Here is a 21,169-nt window from a genome sequence, read left to right as displayed (position 1 = left end):
CCACGCACCCATACAGAGTGCGATGAGCCGACTTGACAGGTGTGCGTATGACGCAAGATATTTCAATCCACGCACCCATTCAGAGTGCGATTCCTATACAACCACATTAAACAAGCAGTCATTCCTTATTTCAATCCACACACCCATACAGAGTGCGATGAAGATTGATACTGCCTATATAGGAGGGGAAACGATTTCAATCCACGCACCCATACAGAGTGCGATCAGAGGTTGGCGGAAACTATAGTGGAGGATCAGATTTCAATCCACGCACCCATACAGAGTGCGATACGATACAAATACTGCTGCACAAGGTCGCACAAAATTTCAATCCACGCACCCATACAGAGTGCGATTTTGGTCTTGGATTTATCCCGTATGCGCTAGATATTTCAATCCACGCACCCATACAGAGTGCGATGACATCGCGGTCATCAACGGTCTAATTAACGACTCATTTCAATCCACGCACCCATACAGAGTGCGATCTATCAATATTTACGAAGTAAAGATGTCCCTCTAATTTCAATCCACGCACCCATACAGAGTGCGATGTGTGGGCGTTTGATGTGGTTTATGCGTATTGCGATTTCAATCCACGCACCCATACAGAGTGCGATGCAGGTTTCGGATCGCTCACTTTCCTTGTTTAGCATTTCAATCCACGCACCCATACAGAGTGCGATGAGGTCGCTATGCGCCGAGTGGATGGGTTCTTTAGACATTTCAATCCACGCACCCATACAGAGTGCGATTTAAACAATGGGTTAAAGAGTACATTGAAAACCTCATTTCAATCCACGCACCCATACAGAGTGCGATAATCGCAGGCAGGCGCAATGAACCGACTTGGCGTCATTTCAATCCACGCACCCATACAGAGTGCGATAGCACGTTCAAGGTATTTGATTGATTCATTTAAAATTTCAATCCACGCACCCATACAGAGTGCGATTTACAGAGGGCGACGAGTTTATCGACTTAATGGATATTTCAATCCACGCACCCATACAGAGTGCGATTCGAGCTTATGAAAGGCGACATATGGTTCAGCGTATTTCAATCCACGCACCCATACAGAGTGCGATTACTTCTCGATCCTTTGACTCGATTGACTTGGATACATTTCAATCCACGCACCCATACAGAGTGCGATGTCTTCTCGGCGCGTCCAGCCGGTTATAGCCGGATTTCAATCCACGCACCCATACAGAGTGCGATGCTAATTGATACCCCTAACAATTCGGAGATCTTATTTCAATCCACGCACCCATACAGAGTGCGATTTATCAACGTTTGAATGATATTAGAGACTTGAAAATTTCAATCCACGCACCCATACAGAGTGCGATGATGCGGACATTGTGGAATTCCTTTGGTGGGATCAATTTCAATCCACGCACCCATACAGAGTGCGATTATATCCTTTTTCGATGCTTGAAATCCTAGTGCTATTTCAATCCACGCACCCATACAGAGTGCGATTTGTCTTTAGGAATGTTCATGATCTGAAGGTAATATTTCAATCCACGCACCCATACAGAGTGCGATAGCGAATTTCACTAAGTTTCAGTACATAAATGAATAAAAAGGCTAACAAATAGCTACTCATCCCCAGTTTGCGAGACATATCCAATTAACTTATTACATATTATTTCATATTCGACATAATTATTGGTGCGGGTCTTCTAGGGTTTTTATGTTCACTTGGGATCCGCACTAGTTAAGAACGTTTAAAACCTACTTTAATTTTCTAGTCATTTCTTTTCCATTGACCTCGTCTTCAATAGAAGGTAATGTTTGCTGTTTTCCCTTTTTTGCATTATTTCTATTTATAGTAAACCACTGATGCGATGCTTTGTCATTAACTGAATTTCCACCTGGTTTTGTTTCTGCTTTTGGGTATGAAATCTCTTTAGTAAATGGTTGTTCTAATTTCGTTATTTCAAGCAACTCTTTTCTTGGTGTACTCAAGTCGTCAGGTAGTTTAAGTTCTAAGTCTTCGCCTTTGTCAAGCTCAACCCAATTTCCTTTCCCCCCTTCCTCAGAAGATGTGTATTCATTTAAGTGCCAGTGACCGTCTTCATAATTAATCTCCCGCAAAACAAGTTTTTCAAGCTTTATTTGCACACTTCCATAACCAAGGGGTTTTCCCTGTCCTAATTTATGACCATTCTCCTCATTATTAAAATCCAACGACCATTGTAGTTGCTGAAGTTCCTCCTTAGTAAGCTGTTCAAAATAAACTTCGAATGTAAAGTCGCTATTAGTTTTTAGTGGCCTAATTTTTCGAGTCATATCAGTACTTTCCTCTATACTTGCAGGAATGTTTGCTCCATGCCAATAAAATTTGCGACCTCTTATTCTTATATCTTTTATATTTAAGGGTTCTCGGTTTTTATTTTTTAGTTGTGCATAATCATACGTCCAGAGTCGATTATTAGAATATTTTTCGTTTATTTCTGTGTAAAACTCAGTTGTATTGAACCTAGGTTCACCTAGCAATATTCTAACGGTCTCTTCATAGTATTCATTATGGCTTGGATTAATTGAGGCATCACCAAATCTCACTTTTGATGCTTTGCCTGCCTCTTCAGAAACAAAACCGAACAAGGCGCAACTTCTACATAGATTGTTCTTGCATTTGCAAGATTGATACCCACCATGGTGTTCAATTAAATCTCCAATTGTTTTCAAAGATGCTTCTTGAGAAAGCATTGCAGGGGAAAGATGTGTAAATTCATCATTAATTGTAGAATAATAAACTGGAATTTCATTCACTGATTCACAAATCATAAACTTAGTATATCCCGAGTGCCTACTTTTCTCTTTGTTGAGGTTTATCTTTTCATTTCTATAATTCTCTAACACTTTGATTAATCGTTCGATCTCTTCCGTTGACACACTTTTCTTATTTAAATGTTTCTTCACAACAAATACTGATTCGTGGTGCTTTTTCTTACCGAATGGCTCACCAATATGTACATACCCACGCTCATACATAGAACCTTTTATCTCGCTTACATCATCTACATAATAAGGCATTCTTCTATCGTTTTTATATGGATCCTGGGATCTTTCTATAAATATAGTACTACCTTCAGTAAAACTCGTCTTTTTAAAGACCTTTCCAAATTTATTTTCCTTAGTAACATTCAACATCACTCTCTCACAAGGCTGAATGAAGAATTGATTGCTCGTTTTATCAAAAGACAGCAATCCTGCTTTCTTCGGCTCCATAGACCTCTTGTGAATTGGCTTATTCGTATTAATTTGGGATAGGCATCCATTAAATGCTGCTTCGTGAACACTTCGAACCATTCCCTTTATTTCAGAACCTGGTATGGTCGGTTCATAGTGTGAGCTTTTTGTCTTTGCATGTTCTTTCGAATACTCATATGAAAAAAACTCCTGAGTTTTCTCGTTATCTCCAACGGTTTCTGAATTAGGTATGAATATAGGTGACTTTGTCGTTAACGTACATGTAAAATAACCAGTGAAATTACCGTTTTCAGGTTCAGTCCGTTCACACTTCGCATCTAAAGAAACGAAGTTATATGGATTTACAAACCGTCCCTCTTCTTGGTTTCCTTTATTCTTTGACATTCCCTTACTCCTCCTCCCATTTTTCTAAGTCAATGAAGCGTTCATCCTCATACTGATAGCTTTTCTCGTCAAATTGAAGATATTGTCGTACACGCAAGCCCAGTTTTTCGCCTTTTTTTAATGTGATGGGCACCCAGAGACTTGCTCCTCTTGCTTCTCTTAAATGAGACCATTCGTGGTTATCAGTAATCGAACTTCCCCAAATTTTTTGTGTTTCTTCTATATAGTAACTCTCATCGCCAATCTCACTATCTATGCGATGACGACATCGAAATTCTTGGCCCACTCGCATCGCTCGAAATTCACTTTCCTTTGTGAACACACGGAGTTCTTGCAGATAATGAAGTGTATCTTCTATGTTTCTATCGTTGAAATGAAAAAATGAATTTTTGTACCTTCCTAAACAGATTTCATCTACAAAAACAGCATAGACATAGCCTTCGAAGAGATCAGGCGGGATCGCACCTAGAAGATGTTCCTCGCTAATCGTTTCGACATTGATCGTTTGAGAGCTCCTTTTTCTTACCTTAAGTGAGTCCATTGTTCCACTCCTTTACTGCACGTGCTGCTTCTTTGAAATATGCACTCTCGTTTGTAAGCTCTTGACCATTTAAATTAATCTTTTTGGTTGGATGCTTCTTGAAAATCCCTCTTCCAACCGAAGTTTCCCCTCCTATAGCAAGAAACCCCTCTTGCAAATCTTTTATTACCCATAGAAGCATTCCACAGATCGCTTCATTTGATAGCCCGTTGTTTTTGCCTGTCCATCGCAGCACTAACTCCGTCTCACCCCTTACTGCTACTTTGCCTGTATACAACGCTCCTTCAACCGTTCCACCTGTAAACCGATCGATTGCATTTCTTGTAATGGAGAGCGACCGATCTTTATTTAAGACGGATTGGTCTACTTGAATGAAAGATGCCTGTAACTTTTCATCCTTCAGTACCGTAGTCGACGAGCCAAACAAGGCTTCAATCAGTTTCGTTTTACCTGACATCTCTTTGAAAGAAGTATCTAAAATAAAGCTTAAACGTGAACGGATAGCCCCGGCCCATGTTGTACCAGGGATGACTGACTTCCCATTAGCTTGAAGATGTACGTAATCATCTTCATTTTTTTGTTCATCCTCCTTACTGTTCAGATTTCCATCTTCATTTTTCTCATCAATACGGTATGAACGAATCATCAGCGTATCTTTTAAAGCAAGAGGAACCCATAAGCTGAAATGCGTAGTCTTATCGAGCTTTATTTGATCGTTTCCTAACAATCGTTTATCTTCAATAACATTTTTGTCAGACTTGATTAAACAGTCCCAGCACCACGTTAACCACCGCTTTGCGTCTTCTTTCTTCTCATAGTTAAACTCTTCAATTTGAACGGATTTCAATGTTAGTTTGCCAAAACCTCGGTTGGTTTTCGCACCTATTCTAAAGTGTCCGCTATCGATTCCTTCTAAAATCCCATTTATAAGTGCTTTTTCTTTGTTTGTATTTTTTTCATCGTTCTCATCACGAATGACCCATTCCAAACGAATCTCCCAACTTGCGCCGGTTTCAATCACTTGATAGTGATACAGTGCTTTCTCTTTAGCAAGCTTATCTTCACTAAGTTCGACGCCATCGCGAATCGTAATCTTTTCATTGTTAATCTTCATTGAATGAACGATAAGTCGGCTTTGACGTTCTTTATTGCCAAATAAAGAATCAATCTCGTTTTTATCCAATACAAATATTTGTTCAAGTTGATGACGGAATGCCCCAGCAAGTGAACTTCCTGGTACAAATGGATGATTAAACGCGTCGACAACGACATCGTTTTTTGTCTCATTTGTTTCACCCGATCCTGAAAGTAGTGGAGATGCCAATTTACCTTTTAAAAAGAGATACGTTCGCTGCTTGATCTTATTAGTCATTCTTCTCCCCCCTTATCTTTAAAAGAAGAGCTTGAAAGTAACCTTTCCTGAATTGTTCTGATTGATTTTTACAATCGTCATAAATCTGCTTTCTTATATCGCCTTCTGGAATCTTATTTAGCTCTTGTATTTTATTGCCTTTAAATAATCGGTCCATTCGATGTACAACCGTTTGACCAGTCAATCTTTTGTTCTCCACGTTAGCTGCTTTATTTCTACCTGCCTGTAATTCAGCTTGATTTTTTTTAGCATCATTCATTTTCCTCATTAAAAATTCAACAAATGTATGATCCCTTTTCAATTCATTTGTTTGCCCTATCTCCATTACTCTTTTCTCATATTCGGATTGGGTAGAATTGATTGGCGTAACCATGATTCGGCCATAACCAGCACCTGTATCCATCCCCCAAGAGGCGTGCTCAATCGACTGCCAATCTTGCCTGTTGTTTTTAACAATAAAAACAGTTCCTGCATCAAGCGCTGCCAGTTGTTGCTTCGGCATACCCCACTTCGCATGAAAACCTGACACCATTGTTTGTTTCAGAAACTTTCTCTTTATCTCTAAAGCGTCTTTTAAATGAATCTCCAGTTCCTTTTGAAAATATGTAGGGTCTGAAGTAGCAACACCGTAGTCATTTGTCCCTATATATGGGGTGAGCAAAACAAGCGCTACCCAGTCCGTATCAACCGTTCTCCTAGTTGGCTGTAAAGGTTTATCATTTAACGTCATTCTTACCGTCCCGTACTCCGCTGTTCGGGAACGACCTAATCGTAGTTGCCAATTTCGCTTTTTCATACACGCAACAAGACGTGCGATGTCTTCCTTGGGGCCTTTCCAAGATCCGGAGAATGTTTGTCCTTGCGATAAGGCTGTATATTGGAAGAACTGTCCTTGATCCTTCCTGCTTCTCCCTCCTGTGTCTCCCATAGCTCTACCGATCCCTCGATCTTTAGGTCGTGCATGATGCATCCGTATTTCTTTATTCGGTTCGTGCGTTAGAACCATTTGATCTTCAATATGTATTAGCGCTTTTAATGATCGTGGAACACCTTTTCCCTGAGAAATTTCCTGAGAAATATCGTACACGATGGTTTTAGCCAACTTATCCTGTTGTAAATGGGCCGGGCAAGGAGTGAACACTTTTCCGTCTATTTTTGGATAGGCATAATGGAATGTCACACCACCATTTAAGAAGATTCGTGAAAACGTCTCATCTTTATGAGCATCCACACCTAATTGATGATCTTGAATGTACATGCCCGCAAGCGCACCTAGCAACGTGCGACCAGGAATCCAATCTTCACTGCTGTGATAAAGGCCTTTCGAACCAGCAATCAGGAGTGGTTGTTCCAGTGTTAAATCAAAAGCAAGCTCCTCTGTTTCCACTGTCCGCTCGTTTACATTATCTGCTTCACCTTTATTAATCTCGCAAACAACTTCACCTAAACCACGTGTACGTCCGAGGCCTAATGCTCGTAACCCTTGCACACATTTCCTTAATGTTTCTAAGTTAGCTGTATCTTCTAATATAACTCGACTAGAAAACACCGTCCCTTTATTCACCGTTCGAATAGTTCGCAGCGATGTGTGCTTAGCCACATTTTCTTCAATCGCTGTTTGCGATCGAATCATTGTAAATTGTTCTAACACTTCCTCGGGCTCTGTTGTCCGAAATGCTGCGACCACCTGTTTTAAGTCACCGACATGTTGTAAATCCTTTTCCCCACACTCTCCATTTATTGAAACAGCCTGTAGTTCAGCGTCAAATAATTGGAGTCCACTTGATTTATAGTCACCCGTTGTTCCAAATAACTGCTCTAGTTCTCTCTCGTCGATTAATCCCCAGTCAACAAGTTCACGACCGACACCGTGTAAAGCTCCTTTGATACGTTTTGCTGGGATAATAGGAAACCCATGATGATGAGCCACTTCTGTGTCCACTAAACCAGGAATACTATGACCTGTGGCGACGCACAGTTCGCTTACGGTCGTAATTTCGATCTGATAAACGTTCATACAATTTCCTCCTTACCTTTAAAAATAACGCCGTCATAGTAGTCAACCAGTTCAAACGCATCTAACAATAGTTCACGATTTATGCTTTTTAAAGGGACCTTTCTAGATTCAAATTCTTCTTCCATTATCTCCACATGCCCCGCGCCTTTTAAATAAGCTTGGTACAACTGCGCTTGTTTAGAGCGAGGAAATAAACTGTTTGGCTCCGCACGATAACCTTGTAGCTCCTTAATAATATCTATAAGCTTCTTTAAGCTGTCTTTCTCACTACTAAGTGCATAAGGACGTTTGCGCCCTAATGATTCCTCTTCTCTCCCCGTAACATCACGCTCTGTTGGATCACTACCTCTCACAAGCTGAAAATCAATGTAAGACTCTTGACTGTCATTTTTTTCGTTTTTCAGACGCTTGCTTTTTGCTTCTTTACAGCATGCCTCGGCTATTTCATAGGCGAGATGAAAAGGAAAATGTCCATGTACATAGGCAATCCCGGCACAGGCAGACAACGAAAGACTTGTTTCGCTTGTATGCGTCTTCATTTTTGTTAAAAGGGCTTCAGTGAGCGGTAGTCCCCACTCCGCACGGCAAATCATTGTTAAATCGTCACCATCCATAATAAGTGGTCGAATCGGGATTGGCCTATCGTTTTCTTCCCACTTTATCTCTTGAACAACTTCTTCAACGAGCTTCCTATAGCCAGCTGAAATATCTTTTGATAACCTTCGGTGGTTTTGAATTTCTTCAGAGAATGAATTTCCCTCATGAGCTTCTAACGTTTGGTCAAGCTTTTGTCCAATACCATTGCCGTCAATATGAATAACAGCAATATAACTATCTTCGTCCTGCTTCTTCTTAAGATCATCTATTTGGAGAGCCCATTTTTTCTCCTTTGGAGGCTTAACTAACTCATGCAAATTTGATGTTTCTGCAGCTCTTGCTTTAAGAGCTTGTATCGTTGATTGACCTGCCTTTTGCGTAATCGGAAAGCCGCTAAACGATTCTTGTGCCGAAATCGGGTAGGCACCAAAAGGTTTAGGTCGCAGACGTTCTTCTTTTGCTTGAGCAAGTTTGTTTTGAAGCTCTTTGTAAGTCGCGTAATAGGATTTGGCTGGTTCGAACTCTTTTTCTTCAATCATTAGGGTTAGTGTATAACTCTTCTCAATCAATCGAATGGACAGTCTTTTATTTACTTGTTGAAATAATTGGCGATCTCGATAGGCGACAAGTGCATTACCTCCTCCAATAAAGACAACCTCTGCCCTTACCGCTGTTTTATCGAGTAACTGAAACGGTTCATTTGCCTCCCAATCCCACTTTATTGATGCGGGTTCGTCAAATGATTTTAAGACATCAACTAGTTCTGTTTTCATCAGATTACCAACAATCTTGGACGCGCCGATATTCTGTTTTAATTCATTTGTTGCAAATATGTATTCTTGGATGCCACTTATATCATAGATGGCTAGAAATGGCTTGTTATTGCACATCGTTTGACTCTCCTTTTGATCGGAATTCATCGAATAAATTTGCATATGACTGATGTGGGAAAAATAGAGGATTATTTAGCAACATTAATAGCTGATTCAATTGAAATGTTAGAGAAAGAATGACGTTTTCATTCCCATCCTTATCGCTGACATTGAGATCGGCCAAACTAACTCCTAATGGTTCTAACTCTGAAGTTTCATCAAAATGAGCTAATTGGTCTAGTTTTAAAGGCATATCACCTTCGTAGCGATTGTGAGAAAAATGATTTAACTTTTTATTCCAATAGATTAAATCTTCTTTTTCACCATTTATTTTCTTACTCATTTTGAAAGGCTCTCCACTTAAATTTGCTTTTTTTTGATTTGTACTAAGAACAATGTCAAAGTTCTCTCCTACAGATTGTTGACTATCATTTAATTTACAGAGGATACGAATTGGGCGAGTTGATGTTTGTGTACTTGGAATCTTAAGTCTTGTTGAGCTTGGTTGTGTTTTTAATAAAGAGGCTTGCATTCGCACAACAGCATTCACTTTTGTCTTTAAATTTTCGATTTTCTTTACCCATTTATCGACATTCTCTTTATTAACATTTTCACTTTTACACTGGATGACAACAGCTACTGCTTCAATTGGTATAAATTTCAATTGATTACCAGCTTGAAAGATGTAAGGTGTATATTGTTCATCGTAAATCGCTATATCTACTTCTGGGGATATTGCTCCATATGAGTCGATAATGAAAACGCCTTTAGCAATGTGAAATTTTTTTGGTATGACCTGTTTAAATAAATTTAACCATATTTCTTCACGGTAATTACCTGTAGAAAGGTCATGGATCGGAGTCTCTATTCCTAATTGTTTTGAATATGCCATTTCTAATTCTATATAATTTTGCTTTATTCTTTGAACCATCTCAGCTGAACTTCTATACTTTAGTTTCGCCCTTTTCCTAATAGCCATATGAAATGTATCTCTCCTATTTATAATTAATAGTGTAAGCCCCAAAACCATGTGTTGCATTCTTGCCAATATGCAATCTTTCACCAGCTTTTAATAATGGCGTAAATGGGGTCAAATCCCCTTCAAATTGAGCCCAGCCTTCAATACCTGGGATCTCTAATTTTTCAGTTCGGTTCATTGAAAATCGTTTAAAATCATTGAGTTTCCAACTTTGTGATAAGGTTTTAATTTGGTCTGAATTATGAAATAAGCGATCTTCATTCCAGTCCAATTCATTCTCGCTAAAAGCTTGCGATAACAACGTTAACCTCCGACTGATTGACCGAATAATATCTGTAAAGCTAAGGGAATATAGCATTTTTTTCCCCACTTGAACACGTACTGGATTTTTAAAACGCAGCTCTAGTTTGTTTGACTGTATTTCATCACAAATAAGTGGTTCCGGCTTCAAGTACCTAAGTGCCATTTCCCCATCTTTTAAAATAACTTTTCCGGAATACGGATTAGCGATCTCAATCAGTCGAAAAGGCATACGTCTATGCCCCAACCCGCGAACACCAACCTCTTGAAGTGCATCAAGAAATAATCCAGCTCGCTGACTGGTCTCACCAATTAATGTAATATCAAGGGTCAACGTATCCCCTTTTTTCCATTCTATTTTTCCAGAAGGCGTAATTACGCGAATGGTGTAAGGATTGACTGCACCACCTTCATTACCTACCGTATTAAAATGGTTGGCATAATCACAAGAATGCGAGATTGGACAAACATGGCACCTTACTTGAGGAGTGGGGCAAGCTAATCCTCGCATCGTATGACCAAGTGAACCACGAATACTTGATCCTAAAAATGGTGGTAGTCTTCCGGCGGCTTCTGACTTATATGTCACTCGAAGTGTTAATACCTTAATATGCTCAAACATCGTTACCTCACTTTCTCTACCTATAAATAGCGCCCATATACCTCCATCTTTCGACACAATACTTCCTAATTCCTTCTAAAACACAAAAAAACAGCTACATGAGCCGTTTCTTTAGTCTGAGATTTCATTACAAATATTCAATTATTAATATCATGAACTAAACAGTCGTTTTACTAGTAGATATGATGAGTTTTATATCAAACCATTCCGCACCATATGCTCGAGCTTTTACTCCAACTCAGTTCTTCTCCTTCTAACGTCATTACCTCTACCCCAGCTTCTTTTGCAATTAAACTTGCTGCAGCAAATTCATAAGGCGTTTGATTTATTGATAAGAATATATCAGTATTTCCTTCAGCAACTCCACAAATCTCAAGCGATGTTGGCAGTTCTGTTTGTCTTACTCGTTGATAGGCAGGATTTTGAGGTTGCGACTTCCGTAGAAAAGAGGAGTGAATGCGCATTTCGGCTTCTCTTAAACTCATTAATTCATCCCGAAAGATTCTTTTGCCATTAACATATGCACCACCTCCCTTTTCAGCATGGAGCAGGTTGCTTGAAAGATTATCAAAGACCCATCCATGTACTGGCAATCTATCTTTCACTATTAAGATGGATAAAACATAAGACGCTTTTGAGTCATAGTGATAAGGGTTAAGGGAAATCAACCACGGTGGGTGGATAGCATTTGAAGTAACTTCTTGATGAGGAAAACAGAGGATGTCAGATGGGTAAGTGTCTGTCACGCTTCGTTGGATGAAGGTATACACTTTGGATTGGATTGTCGTGAATTTTGCTTTATTTGTTTTTGAAATGGTGCTATTCACTTCAGTAATTAATTTAGAAACAAACTGTTGTCGGGGGAACATCGGATCACCTCAAAAAAGACCTTTACATTATTATAAAAGCAATCAGTCATGAAAGTTGTACGCATAAGGGTACACAATAAAAAATCCGTCGCGCTACCCTGAGTGAAATGGCTAATGGTAGGCGCGAACGGATTCAGTTAGAACATATAGAAAAGATTGCTGATGCTTTAGGTATAGATGATATGTATGGGATCTTAAGGTTTGAGTAATCCTAATCCTCAATCTTAAGAATTTCTTTTAATTCTTCCACCGTTAATACATGATCTTTTCGTCTGTGAACCATGCGATGACAGTTTGCACATAACGGGACAAGGTCTTTATGAGGATTTATTTCTGTACTCCCACCAAGAGAACTTAACGGCTTTATATGATGAATTTCAATAAAATCTCTGCCTCTTTCACCATATTTTTGCTCAAAGTTAAAATTACAAGCAGCACAGGTTACACCATGGATTTGTATGGCTAACTCACGATTGATTGGATCACGTTCAAACTTCTTCCCATAGTAACTAGTGATTCTCCCCTCTGTCCTAGCGCCATATTGTTCTAATTCTTCTGCTATCACATCAGTATGTACTGTATCCATTATGTCTGTATGAGATAAGCTTACCTTGTAGGTTTTTTCATCGTCATATATGAAATAGATTTTAACCTCACCTTGGACTCTATTTGCGTATTCGTTTATTAGCAGAGTAAACCGTTTCTCCCATCTCAATCGATGACGTGGAGAGCCACTCGCTTGAACCTTAATCTTTGCAAAAAACATATGCTCTTGATTGATTAATGTAATTTCTTTTTCTTCACCTTCTTTGAGATTTGTCGACTTAAAGAAAGAACGTATACGCTTAGGTATGACGGTTTCACCATATTCAAAGGTCGATTGATCGGCTGTTTTTACTGCCACATTATGATGATGATGCCATGAGTCATGATGGCCTAATTTCTGCGGTTGGCTGTATGTATAACTACTTTTATCGGTATCTTTCAAACATTTTCTTAAAGGGAACACCCAAACAAGCCGATTGTTTTTCTCTTCGTCTAATTGTCGTTCTTGAAATGGTTCGTTTATTAGTTCATATTGACCTCTATACGTGTAAATTCGTTTTTTGTATGCAACAAATAGATGAATAGATACATTGTTTTCGTTGGAATTTGCCAATGTTAGGTTTTGTTGAAACGTTAAGCTTTGATCGCCCAGTTTTCCCATGCCCGTATAATAAAAAACACCGTCTTCCTCTCGATCTTGATACAGTTTAGTTTTATCAGAGATAAGCACTAGCGTATTTGTTTTTAACGAGCGTCTCATCCCTCCTTGATTGGCACAACCAAACAAATTACTAATTTCACTATTTGTAACTTCTAGGCCTGGAACAAGCTCTAAGTATGTACGGTCCAATTGATTAACTCCTTTTGTATAAATTTTTAGCTAATAGCTAATTTGAAATGTAAAATAAAACACAAATATTAATCTATTAATAATTAATAGAAAACACTCGTGACTTAGGTCTTTATTATTAGTATAATTATATCACATACTACTAAGGAGGCCCTTTGATGTCTATTACGTTTCTACCTTTTCTACTCGTTTTATTTTATCTGTCTTTAATTATGTTAAAAAGTTTTGCAAAAAGCAAAAAAATGTCCTTCGTTTTACTCATGATGATTGCAGCTATAACTTTATCTGGATGCTCTGAAGATGATCAAGCTTCGGCAGCTGATAATGAGCTAATAGAATCAACTTCTTTAATTGAAGAACTTGAAGCAACAATCGGTGAAAAGGATGAGGAGATTGGTGATTTAACCTTACATATTGAAGAGATTGAAGATCAGCTCGATACCGTTGAGGAAGACTATCGTGAAGAATTAGAGGAAAAATACGAGAATGAGATCTCTTCTCTGGAAGAGCAAATTACAGAAAAAGATGATCAGTTATCAAATAATAAAGACACGATCTCTAAGCTTGAAGATGAAATCGCAACACTTTCGGACGAATTAGAAACGGCCAAAGCAGAAACAGAATCAGCTTCTGCCTCTACTTCAGAAGCTAGCGAAGAAGAAAGCAGTAATAGTTGCCCAGCCGGCTCCATCAATATCAACACTGCTTCAGAATCAGAGCTTCAAGGCATCTATGAAATTGGTCCTGATCGTGCAAGTCAGATTATGCAGCTTAGACCATTCTCATCTTACAATGATATGAAACGAATCTCGGGTATTGGTGATGCACGTGCTCAAGCAATTGAGGCTCAGGGGATGGTTTGTTTCGATTAATAGGAACAAGCCAACGTAGACTTAGTGCTGAAGCACTCTCACCATTTAGTGACAAAAATGATATATATGGATAAAAAAAGGAAACTCCCTATGAATCTATAGGGAGTTTCCTTTTTTCTTTAGAACTTTCGCCTTGCAGGGGTCTTCTCCATTAACTCAATATCGCACCTTGTCCAACCAGCGTGTCTTGCAACTGCTTCACGTTAATTTCTCGTGGCGTGCATGATTCTTTTACGGCAAGAGCGGCTGCGGCTCCAGCGGCTTCACCGATAGCGAGACAAATCGCTTGGACGCGGAAGGAGCCGAGGGCTTCGTGTGTCGCTGAGATGCACCGGCCGGCAACTAGCAGGTTGTTCAGTCCTGTTGGCAGGAGCGAGCGATACGGGATGTCGTAATGCGTTCCTTTTGGTAGTTTATAGATTTCGGTTGTGGCTGAGTCTGGTGAGTGAATGTCAATCATATAGCAAGATTGCGCGATGCAGTCGTCGAACTGCTTTAAGTCGACAATGTCCTCTTGTGTCATAACGTAGTCTCCGATAACGCGTCTCGTTTCGCGTATGCCGACTTGCGGCGCGGTCTGTAGCAGTTCTGCTCGCTGGAAGCCCGGGACGTATTCTTTCAGAAACGCAATACCGTCTAGCACTTGTTCCCGTCCGAGCACTTCCGCATCTGTCAAATCGGTTGGATCGAGGGCATTTTTCCCTTGAATTCGGCCAAAGTTAATTCCGACAACGTTATCCATCCATGGAACGGTGAAGATAGCCGCAACATGATCTCGGTTTACTTTTGTTAGAAAGCCATCTCGCTTGGCTTGTTCAATTTCTCCTGCAAACCCTGTTGCATTTAAATAGTGATAGCCGTCATCGGTTTTCCAATAACCACGGCGTCCTTCTTCGTCAAGCTTATGGCCGAGAGCGGCTGTATCGACGTTGCCGAGCACGTACATGAGTGAGGAGGGCTGGGTACCTCCGTCTTTATCTCTGCCAATCTTGCAGGTTGCTCCGGCTCGTTCTGCCACGTCTCCATCACCTGTTGCATCAATAACATGAGTCGCCAGCAGCGCCTCTCTGCCTGCTTTGCTCTCAATGAGAATCGCTTCGATCGTGCCGTCTTTTGTAATCGTATCGACAATCGTCGTGTGGCAGAGAAGCTCGACACCTGCTTCGGCGAGGAGCTCAAAGGCAAGTATTTTGTATTGTTCTGCATTAAAGGGCTCCCAGCCTTTACGATCGGTCATGATGAGACCACCTCTGTCATAGAGCTTTTGTCGTATTTCTTGGAAGATCCCTCCGGTAATAAAACGCTCTTTATCGTGGTAACCGTACGCAAAGGATGTCACCATCCCCGCTGTTCCCATACCGCCAAGAAAACCATGCGATTCGAGTAAAATCGTTTTGGCGCCGTTACGGGCAGCACTTAGAGCAGCACCAATTCCTGCTGGGCCGCCACCACATACAACGACATCTGCTTCTCCTCGTACACGCACTTGTTTTTCTACTTCTGTGATTTGTCTCATTTAAAGGACCTCCATTATTCTTATTCTTTTGACCCAGACATCGCCAAGCTCTCGATAAATTGTTTCTGTGCAAAGAAAAAGATCGCAAGCACAGGCAACGTCGCTAAAACAGATGCACTCATGAGCGAGCTCCAATCGGTTCCTGCTTCATCTGTAAATAAGGAGAGCGCGAGCGGTAATGTCATTAACTCCCTTGAGTTAATAAAAATTAAAGGCTCCAGAAACTCGTTCCAATTCGTTAAAAAGGTAAAGATGGTGACTGTTGCTAATGCCGGTTTCGATAGCGGCAGCATAATTTGTAAGAATATCCGAAAGCGAGAACAGCCATCAATTCGTGCTGCATCTTCTAATTCGGCCGGTACTTGTTTAAAAAACTGTCGCATCACAAAGATGCCAAATGCTCCACCAGCTCCAAAGATTGGAATGATAATTAGCGGCCAGTGGGTATCAATCCATCCTAGCTCTCTCATAAACAGAAAAAGCGGAATAATCGTCACTTCACCAGGGATCATCATCACGCTTAAAAAAGCGAGGAAAACGACATTTCTTCCTTTAAAAGGAATTCGGGCAAACGCATAGCCAGCTAAAGAGGCAAGCAGCACGGTCCCAATTGTGACGGAAGCTCCAATGTATATGCTGTTAAACATCTGTCTCAAAAAATGCGTGCTGCTCAATACATTGATATAACTGTCCCACTGAATCGGATTCGGAATAAACGTTGGTGGCAGTGAAAAGATTTGATTTGGGTCTTTTAATGACGTTGTCACCATCCAAATGAAAGGAAGCAGCATGATTGCTGAGATAATCGTTAAGAGCATGTAACGAATAAGCGTGGACATGGAATTAATCTTCATTGTAAACCCACCTTTTCCGCAGCCACCATTGGATTAATGTAAATGCAAAGATAAGAAAGAATAAGATAAACGCAGCCGCTGAGGCATAGCCCATGTCAAACAAACGAAAGGCTTTTTCCCAAATATAGTAGACGATTACTTTCGTGCTGCTCTCTGGACCTCCGCGCGTCATGACAAAGATTTGTGCAAAGATTTTCATCGCCCCAATGATTGTGATGATCGTTGCTAGAAACACTGTTGGTGATATGATCGGTAGCGTAATGTTTCGAAATTGACGCCAGCTCCCGGCTCCGTCAATTCGTGCGGCTTCATATAAATTCTTTGGTACCATCTGCAATGCTGCTAAAAATAGCACCATATTCAATCCGACATTTTTTAATACACTTGTTAATATGACAGCTGGCATCGCCAAATTTTTATTGTAGAGCCACGCTTGTGGCTCGATCCCAACCCAAGCGAGGATGGAGTTTATAAATCCAAAGTCTGTCGCAAACATGTAGCGCCAGACGATTGCCCAGACAACAAGCGTTGTCACAACCGGTACAAATACAATCGTGCGGAACATTCCCATCAGCGGCAGTGGATAACGTAATAACAGTGCTAACCCGAGTGCGAGAAGAATGTTAAAAGGTACAAGCCCTGCGGTAAACACAATCGTATTGCCCATCACCTGTTGAAATTCTGGATCTTGCACAATGGCCTGATAATTCGCCGCTCCAATGAACTCCGACTGGCCGAGAAGTGGCCAGTCCGTAAAACTCATATAAAAGGCAAAGCCAATTGGCACGAACATAAATACGGTGAAACCGATTAGCATCGGGCTAAGAAACAACCAGCCCGCGATCGTATCTTGTTTGAAGAAAGGTTTTCGTTGCTTGTTTTGTTTTTGTTCAGGTTGCGTGTTTACATTCATATCTCAATCCCTCCACAACTCACTCTTGTACCAGTGGATTAATGCTTGCTTCCATCTGTTCAAGAATGTCGCCTGGTTCTGCGGTCTGTCCAAATAACCGGTCAAAGCCCTGGAGAATATGATTGTCGATGTTTTGCCATTCAGGGTGAATCGGTAAGACACGTGCTTCTTCGCTTAGATTCAAGATCGTTGACTCCATACTTTCACGCGGAGGATTTCCGGGTTGTTCAATAAATGCGTCTGATTCAAGTACCGATGCGCGTGGCGGCGCAAAATAAGTAGAGGTTGCTTCCATTCCTGTTTCACTAGCAAAATAGCGAATAAGATCAAGCGCTTCTTCTGGATGTTCGGTTCCTTCAAACATTACATAGCCTGCTTGACCAAGAATTGGCGCTCTCCCTGCTGAGCCTAGTGGGACCGGCGCAATATCCCATTCGAATGCGTCAATGCCTCTAGCAGTAGATACATAGCTATAGACATCGAAGAACATCCCTACATTGCCGGCTTCAAAAGCAACCTGATCGCCTGCACGTGGATGAGAGCGGTCTTCGAACATCATTCGATCAAGCATCGCTAATGTCGAGATTCCAGCATCACTATTCCATGTAAACTCGGTTGTCTCTTCGTTGAAGAGATCCCCTCCTTGAGCTCGCGTATGAGCAAGAAGGTTTTCCCATGTTTCCCAAGCTCGAAAGAAATTGGCCCCGTAAATACCTTCATCTTCAGCAATGATAGCTGCGGCTTCTTCAAATGCGTCCCAAGTCCATTCACCACGGCTTTCAAGTTCTTGAGGTGTTTCCAGTCCTTTTTCTTCAAATAGTGTTTTATTGTAATAAATAATATGAGGTGGACTTGAGAACGGCACACCATAGAGGGCGTTATCGACTTCGTACTGAGTAATCGTTCCTGGTAAGATATCATCGAAGTTAAATGATTCATCATCTCGAAGAGCCCCAAGGTCTGCAAGGATGTTATTTTCAATAAACTGCGGGACCATCCGTTCGGCTGCCCACCCGATATCGGGAAGCTCTTGACCAGCCGCTAGAACGGTCATATTCTGCTGATAATCTGGAAATGGTGTTGTTTGAATCGTAACGTTTACATTCGGATGGTCAACGTAATAGTCTTCTAACAATTCTTCATACACGGCAATGTGGTTTTCATTGCCCCATGTTGAAAAAGTCAATTCAATTTTTTCTTCTCCATCATTTGTAGCCGATCCTCCAGAGGACGAACAGCCTGCCACAACAAACAATAATCCCGCGCTAATACCCCATCTTTTCATATAAATCCCCCTTCTTTGTTCGTATTCTCAGTTTAAATAAAGCGCTTACAAATAGTGAGGGTGTTGGTTTTTGATTTGGTATCTTTTATTCAGGTCTTTGGTAGAGTAATTGTGACAGACGTCCCTATTCCTTCCTCGCTATTAATGGTAAGCATCGCTTGTTCTCCTAAAAGCAAAACAAGTCGGTCTGCGATGTTGGTAAGTGCTACTTGGTTTCCAGCCGCACGACTTAATCGTTTGCCCTCTATGGTTTGCTTCATACCCTGCCCCTGATCACTTACTTTCAAATAAGAAAACGAGTGATCTTGCCAACCTGTTAAAGAAATTCCCCCTGTTATTTCACCATGTTTGTGACCATGCTCAATCGCATTCTCAAGTAATGGTTGGAGTATCAATTTTGGTATGGACAACGTCAACATCTCTTCTGGTATCGTGATGTCAAATATTACCTTTCCTTCTAATCGTTTTTCTTGAATGGCAATATACGCTTTGACGAAAGCGAGTTCATCACGCAATGGGACGAAACGGGTTTTTTGATCAATACTGTAGCGAATTAAGCGTCCAAGAGCCGCGACCATATCAGAAAGTTCATATTCGTGTTTCGTAATGGCGATCATATTAATATGTTCTAATGTATTGTATATAAAGTGGGGATTCATCTGCGTTTGCAGCGCTTTTATTTCGGCATCTTTTTCACGTATTTCAGTTTGATACACTCTTTCAATTAGCTCATTAATTTGCTCCATCATATGGTTATAACTAAGGGCAAGCTGACCAAGCTCATCTTTTGAAGATGGCTTCATACGATGATGAAATTCTCCTTTCTCGGACCTTGCCATCATTTGGCGTAATTCAAAGATTGGTCTTGTTAAAGAACGCTCAGCGAATCTGGCTAAAAGAAGGATGACTCCTGATACGACTACCATTAAACCGATGGTCACGATTCGGAGTGACTGTGAGGCACCAACAATTTCTTGCTCTGGTAACAAAACAATTGTCTGCACTTCCCCGCTGGATTGACGGAGAACAGGCAAATAGTCTACGTCATCAACCGTGACTCGTTCTCGCTCAACAAGCGCCTCGCCTTCTTCATTTTCTTCTTGTAAAAGAGGCGTTATTGCTTTTCCAGTTTCATAAATCAGCTGACCCTGACTATCAACCATTGTTATTGATGCTTTGTCTGATAAATCCAGATTAGCTAATAGTGATTCAATATAGCTCATTTCAATATCGACTTTAATCATACCAAGTGGACGAAATCCTTCTGGATCGCGAAGCAAGCGCCCGATTGAGAAAACGGTCTTCTCGTTTCCTAAAATATAGGCTGGACCGTGAGTAGGTACGAGTAAAGAGGCACCTTCACCTTTTCGAATACTTTGATACCAGAAGCTAGACTCATCACTAAAACGATGAACCGTTCGAGGTGAGCCGAGGTCGCTAAACAAACTCCCATCCCGTGCAATAATATGAACTCCGGAAAGTTCTTGCCGATTATAGGAGAGGGTAGATAAAAATGAGCTCATTCGTTCAAGCTCTTCTGTTTGTGGATAATAAGAATAGGCGTTCTCCGTTCGGTTCTTTAAAATCGTTAAAATCTCCCGATCGTACAGAGGAAGGAGCGATAATCGGTGCATTTCATCAATAAATGAATTGACGTTCTCATTTAATTGATCAATTACTTGTACCGTATAATGGTATGTTTGATCCTCCAGCGTTTTCGAGAAATACGCATACGTAATCATTCCTAACAGATTTAAAGGGATTAACACAATTGCAAGAAACAAGACGATAATCTTCGGTCTCAGTGACATGCTTTTCCCACCTCACTCTTGTTGCATAAACATCTTTTTTCTGTATTGCGTTGGTGTACACTGCTTCTCTTTCTTAAACAGCTTCATAAAATGTTTCTGGCTTTGATAACCTGACATTCTCGCGATCTCGTAGATGCGCAGATTGGTTTGATCCAGCAACGTCTCAGCTCGCTTCAACCTTCTTTCGGTGACATAGGTAGAGAAGTTCTTCCCGCTCTTGTCCTTAAACCATTGGCTGAAATAAGTTGGATGTAAATGCACGAGCTTAGCCACATCTGTTAATGTTATGTCTTGGTCTATATGCGTTTTAATATAGGCGTCTACTTGCTGGATTAACTGATCTTCATGAAGATTCTCTTCCACCTCACTTAAGCTAGCTTTAATCTCTTCAAAAGCAGCTACCACTTCTGTTCGATCAATTGGCTTTAATATATAGCGACTCACCCCATGCAGTATGGCTTGCTGAGCATAGGAAAATTCTTCGTGACCACTTACGATGACAATGCGCACCTTTGGAAAATAATCTCGAACTTCTTTCATTAATGAAAGCCCGTCTCTTTTAGGCATTCGAATATCTGTCAGCAAGACATCAGGGCAGTCATGAGCAAGCAGTTCAAGCGCCTTCTCTCCATTGTCGGCCTCACCAATAACGGTAAAATCGCTAACGAGTTGATCAACAATTGTGACGAGTCCTTTTCGTATCATTTTCTCGTCTTCGGCAATAACAACTTTATACACGTTTATCCC

General features: G+C 40.7%; 17 protein-coding genes and 1 CRISPR repeat array (1 of these 18 running past the window's edge). Of the genes, 2 read left to right on the top strand and 15 right to left on the bottom strand.

Features of this window, described 5'->3' with window-relative positions; genetic code table 11:
• Positions 1 to 1,551: a CRISPR direct-repeat array (repeat unit 32 nt; unit sequence ATTTCAATCCACGCACCCATACAGAGTGCGAT) (it extends 206 nt beyond the left edge of the window).
• A 189-nt stretch (positions 1,552 to 1,740) separates the two neighbouring features.
• The 8 genes from JOC54_RS11530 to JOC54_RS11495 all read right to left on the bottom strand — a co-directional run bounded on the left by JOC54_RS11530 (position 1,741) and on the right by JOC54_RS11495 (position 11,775).
• Complete coding sequence (locus JOC54_RS11530) at positions 1,741 to 3,606, bottom strand: TIGR03986 family type III CRISPR-associated RAMP protein (protein WP_204466432.1); 1,866 nt, start codon at positions 3,604 to 3,606, stop codon at positions 1,741 to 1,743.
• 4 nt (positions 3,607 to 3,610) lie between these two features.
• Positions 3,611 to 4,147, bottom strand: coding sequence for a type III-D CRISPR-associated protein Csx19 (csx19, locus tag JOC54_RS11525; RefSeq protein WP_204466431.1), 537 nt, complete (start codon positions 4,145 to 4,147; stop codon positions 3,611 to 3,613).
• The gene (locus JOC54_RS11520) at positions 4,134 to 5,519 is read right to left on the bottom strand and encodes an RAMP superfamily CRISPR-associated protein (protein ID WP_204466430.1); all 1,386 of its coding nucleotides are present in this window, start codon (positions 5,517 to 5,519) and stop codon (positions 4,134 to 4,136) included. The genes csx19 and JOC54_RS11520 overlap by 14 nt, the downstream gene beginning before the upstream one ends.
• On the bottom strand, positions 5,512 to 7,536 hold the full coding sequence (locus JOC54_RS11515; RefSeq protein ID WP_204466429.1) for an RAMP superfamily CRISPR-associated protein: 2,025 nt from the start codon (positions 7,534 to 7,536) through the stop codon (positions 5,512 to 5,514). Before JOC54_RS11515 ends, JOC54_RS11520 begins: the two co-directional genes overlap by 8 nt.
• Complete coding sequence (locus tag JOC54_RS11510) at positions 7,533 to 9,023, bottom strand: Cas10/Cmr2 second palm domain-containing protein (protein ID WP_204466428.1); 1,491 nt, start codon at positions 9,021 to 9,023, stop codon at positions 7,533 to 7,535. The genes JOC54_RS11515 and JOC54_RS11510 overlap by 4 nt, the downstream gene beginning before the upstream one ends.
• Entirely contained in the window at positions 9,013 to 9,984 is a 972-nt protein-coding gene (locus tag JOC54_RS11505; RefSeq protein ID WP_204466427.1) for a DUF6602 domain-containing protein, read from the bottom strand. Before JOC54_RS11505 ends, JOC54_RS11510 begins: the two co-directional genes overlap by 11 nt.
• Positions 9,985 to 10,000: 16 nt before the next feature.
• The gene (gene cas6, locus JOC54_RS23390) at positions 10,001 to 10,963 is read right to left on the bottom strand and encodes a CRISPR system precrRNA processing endoribonuclease RAMP protein Cas6 (protein WP_204466426.1); all 963 of its coding nucleotides are present in this window, start codon (positions 10,961 to 10,963) and stop codon (positions 10,001 to 10,003) included.
• A 140-nt stretch (positions 10,964 to 11,103) separates the two neighbouring features.
• Positions 11,104 to 11,775 carry an inositol monophosphatase family protein gene (locus JOC54_RS11495; RefSeq protein WP_204466425.1) on the bottom strand — a complete coding sequence of 224 codons (672 nt, stop codon included), beginning with the start codon at positions 11,773 to 11,775 and terminating at the stop codon, positions 11,104 to 11,106.
• An 83-nt stretch (positions 11,776 to 11,858) separates the two neighbouring features.
• Between JOC54_RS11495 and JOC54_RS11490 the strand changes: the two genes are divergently transcribed.
• Positions 11,859 to 11,984: a helix-turn-helix domain-containing protein gene (locus JOC54_RS11490; RefSeq protein WP_367617796.1), complete on the top strand. Its 126-nt coding sequence runs from the start codon at positions 11,859 to 11,861 to the stop codon at positions 11,982 to 11,984.
• Positions 11,985 to 11,986: 2 nt separating this feature from the next.
• On the opposite strand, the gene JOC54_RS22930 is transcribed toward JOC54_RS11490, so the two are convergent.
• A complete protein-coding gene (locus JOC54_RS22930) occupies positions 11,987 to 13,171 on the bottom strand; it encodes an HNH endonuclease (RefSeq protein ID WP_239586688.1) in 1,185 nt (394 codons plus the stop codon).
• Between the two features lie 158 nt (positions 13,172 to 13,329).
• On the opposite strand from JOC54_RS22930, the gene JOC54_RS11480 reads away from it, so the two are divergent.
• A complete protein-coding gene (locus JOC54_RS11480; protein ID WP_204466423.1) occupies positions 13,330 to 14,043 on the top strand; it encodes a helix-hairpin-helix domain-containing protein in 714 nt (237 codons plus the stop codon).
• A 151-nt stretch (positions 14,044 to 14,194) separates the two neighbouring features.
• Here JOC54_RS11480 and JOC54_RS11475 read toward each other — a convergent pair whose 3' ends face one another.
• The 6 genes from JOC54_RS11475 to JOC54_RS11450 all read right to left on the bottom strand — a co-directional run bounded on the left by JOC54_RS11475 (position 14,195) and on the right by JOC54_RS11450 (position 21,160).
• On the bottom strand, positions 14,195 to 15,559 hold the full coding sequence (locus tag JOC54_RS11475; RefSeq protein ID WP_204466422.1) for an FAD-dependent oxidoreductase: 1,365 nt from the start codon (positions 15,557 to 15,559) through the stop codon (positions 14,195 to 14,197).
• Between the two features lie 20 nt (positions 15,560 to 15,579).
• Positions 15,580 to 16,413, bottom strand: coding sequence for a carbohydrate ABC transporter permease (locus tag JOC54_RS11470; RefSeq protein ID WP_204466421.1), 834 nt, complete (start codon positions 16,411 to 16,413; stop codon positions 15,580 to 15,582).
• Positions 16,403 to 17,326: a carbohydrate ABC transporter permease gene (locus JOC54_RS11465; RefSeq protein WP_054794642.1), complete on the bottom strand. Its 924-nt coding sequence runs from the start codon at positions 17,324 to 17,326 to the stop codon at positions 16,403 to 16,405. Before JOC54_RS11465 ends, JOC54_RS11470 begins: the two co-directional genes overlap by 11 nt.
• Before the next feature lie 19 nt (positions 17,327 to 17,345).
• Positions 17,346 to 18,611, bottom strand: a complete 1,266-nt coding sequence (locus tag JOC54_RS11460; protein ID WP_204466420.1) for an ABC transporter substrate-binding protein — start codon at positions 18,609 to 18,611, stop codon at positions 17,346 to 17,348.
• Between the two features lie 89 nt (positions 18,612 to 18,700).
• Positions 18,701 to 20,422 carry a cache domain-containing sensor histidine kinase gene (locus JOC54_RS11455; protein WP_204466419.1) on the bottom strand — a complete coding sequence of 574 codons (1,722 nt, stop codon included), beginning with the start codon at positions 20,420 to 20,422 and terminating at the stop codon, positions 18,701 to 18,703.
• 12 nt (positions 20,423 to 20,434) lie between these two features.
• Positions 20,435 to 21,160 carry a response regulator transcription factor gene (locus JOC54_RS11450; RefSeq protein WP_204466418.1) on the bottom strand — a complete coding sequence of 242 codons (726 nt, stop codon included), beginning with the start codon at positions 21,158 to 21,160 and terminating at the stop codon, positions 20,435 to 20,437.
• Positions 21,161 to 21,169: the final 9 nt, after the last annotated feature.

It is taken from the genome of Shouchella xiaoxiensis, from assembly GCF_016907895.1.
Classification (GTDB): Bacteria; Bacillota; Bacilli; order Bacillales; family Bacillaceae_D; genus Shouchella; species Shouchella xiaoxiensis.
This window is presented reverse-complemented; position numbering and strand designations above follow the sequence as displayed.

Bases quoted from the DNA above. Each gene is read 5' to 3' on its own strand.
- JOC54_RS11530 (WP_204466432.1), bottom strand. From the start codon at position 3,606: ATGTCAAAGAATAAAGGAAACCAAGAAGAGGGACGGTTTGTAAATCCA.
- csx19 (WP_204466431.1), bottom strand. From the start codon at position 4,147: ATGGACTCACTTAAGGTAAGAAAAAGGAGCTCTCAAACGATCAATGTC.
- JOC54_RS11520 (WP_204466430.1), bottom strand. From the start codon at position 5,519: ATGACTAATAAGATCAAGCAGCGAACGTATCTCTTTTTAAAAGGTAAA.
- JOC54_RS11515 (WP_204466429.1), bottom strand. From the start codon at position 7,536: ATGAACGTTTATCAGATCGAAATTACGACCGTAAGCGAACTGTGCGTC.
- JOC54_RS11510 (WP_204466428.1), bottom strand. From the start codon at position 9,023: ATGTGCAATAACAAGCCATTTCTAGCCATCTATGATATAAGTGGCATC.
- JOC54_RS11505 (WP_204466427.1), bottom strand. From the start codon at position 9,984: ATGGCTATTAGGAAAAGGGCGAAACTAAAGTATAGAAGTTCAGCTGAG.
- JOC54_RS11495 (WP_204466425.1), bottom strand. From the start codon at position 11,775: ATGTTCCCCCGACAACAGTTTGTTTCTAAATTAATTACTGAAGTGAAT.
- JOC54_RS11480 (WP_204466423.1), top strand. From the start codon at position 13,330: ATGTCTATTACGTTTCTACCTTTTCTACTCGTTTTATTTTATCTGTCT.
- JOC54_RS11475 (WP_204466422.1), bottom strand. From the start codon at position 15,559: ATGAGACAAATCACAGAAGTAGAAAAACAAGTGCGTGTACGAGGAGAA.
- JOC54_RS11470 (WP_204466421.1), bottom strand. From the start codon at position 16,413: ATGAAGATTAATTCCATGTCCACGCTTATTCGTTACATGCTCTTAACG.
- JOC54_RS11465 (WP_054794642.1), bottom strand. From the start codon at position 17,326: ATGAATGTAAACACGCAACCTGAACAAAAACAAAACAAGCAACGAAAA.
- JOC54_RS11460 (WP_204466420.1), bottom strand. From the start codon at position 18,611: ATGAAAAGATGGGGTATTAGCGCGGGATTATTGTTTGTTGTGGCAGGC.
- JOC54_RS11455 (WP_204466419.1), bottom strand. From the start codon at position 20,422: ATGTCACTGAGACCGAAGATTATCGTCTTGTTTCTTGCAATTGTGTTA.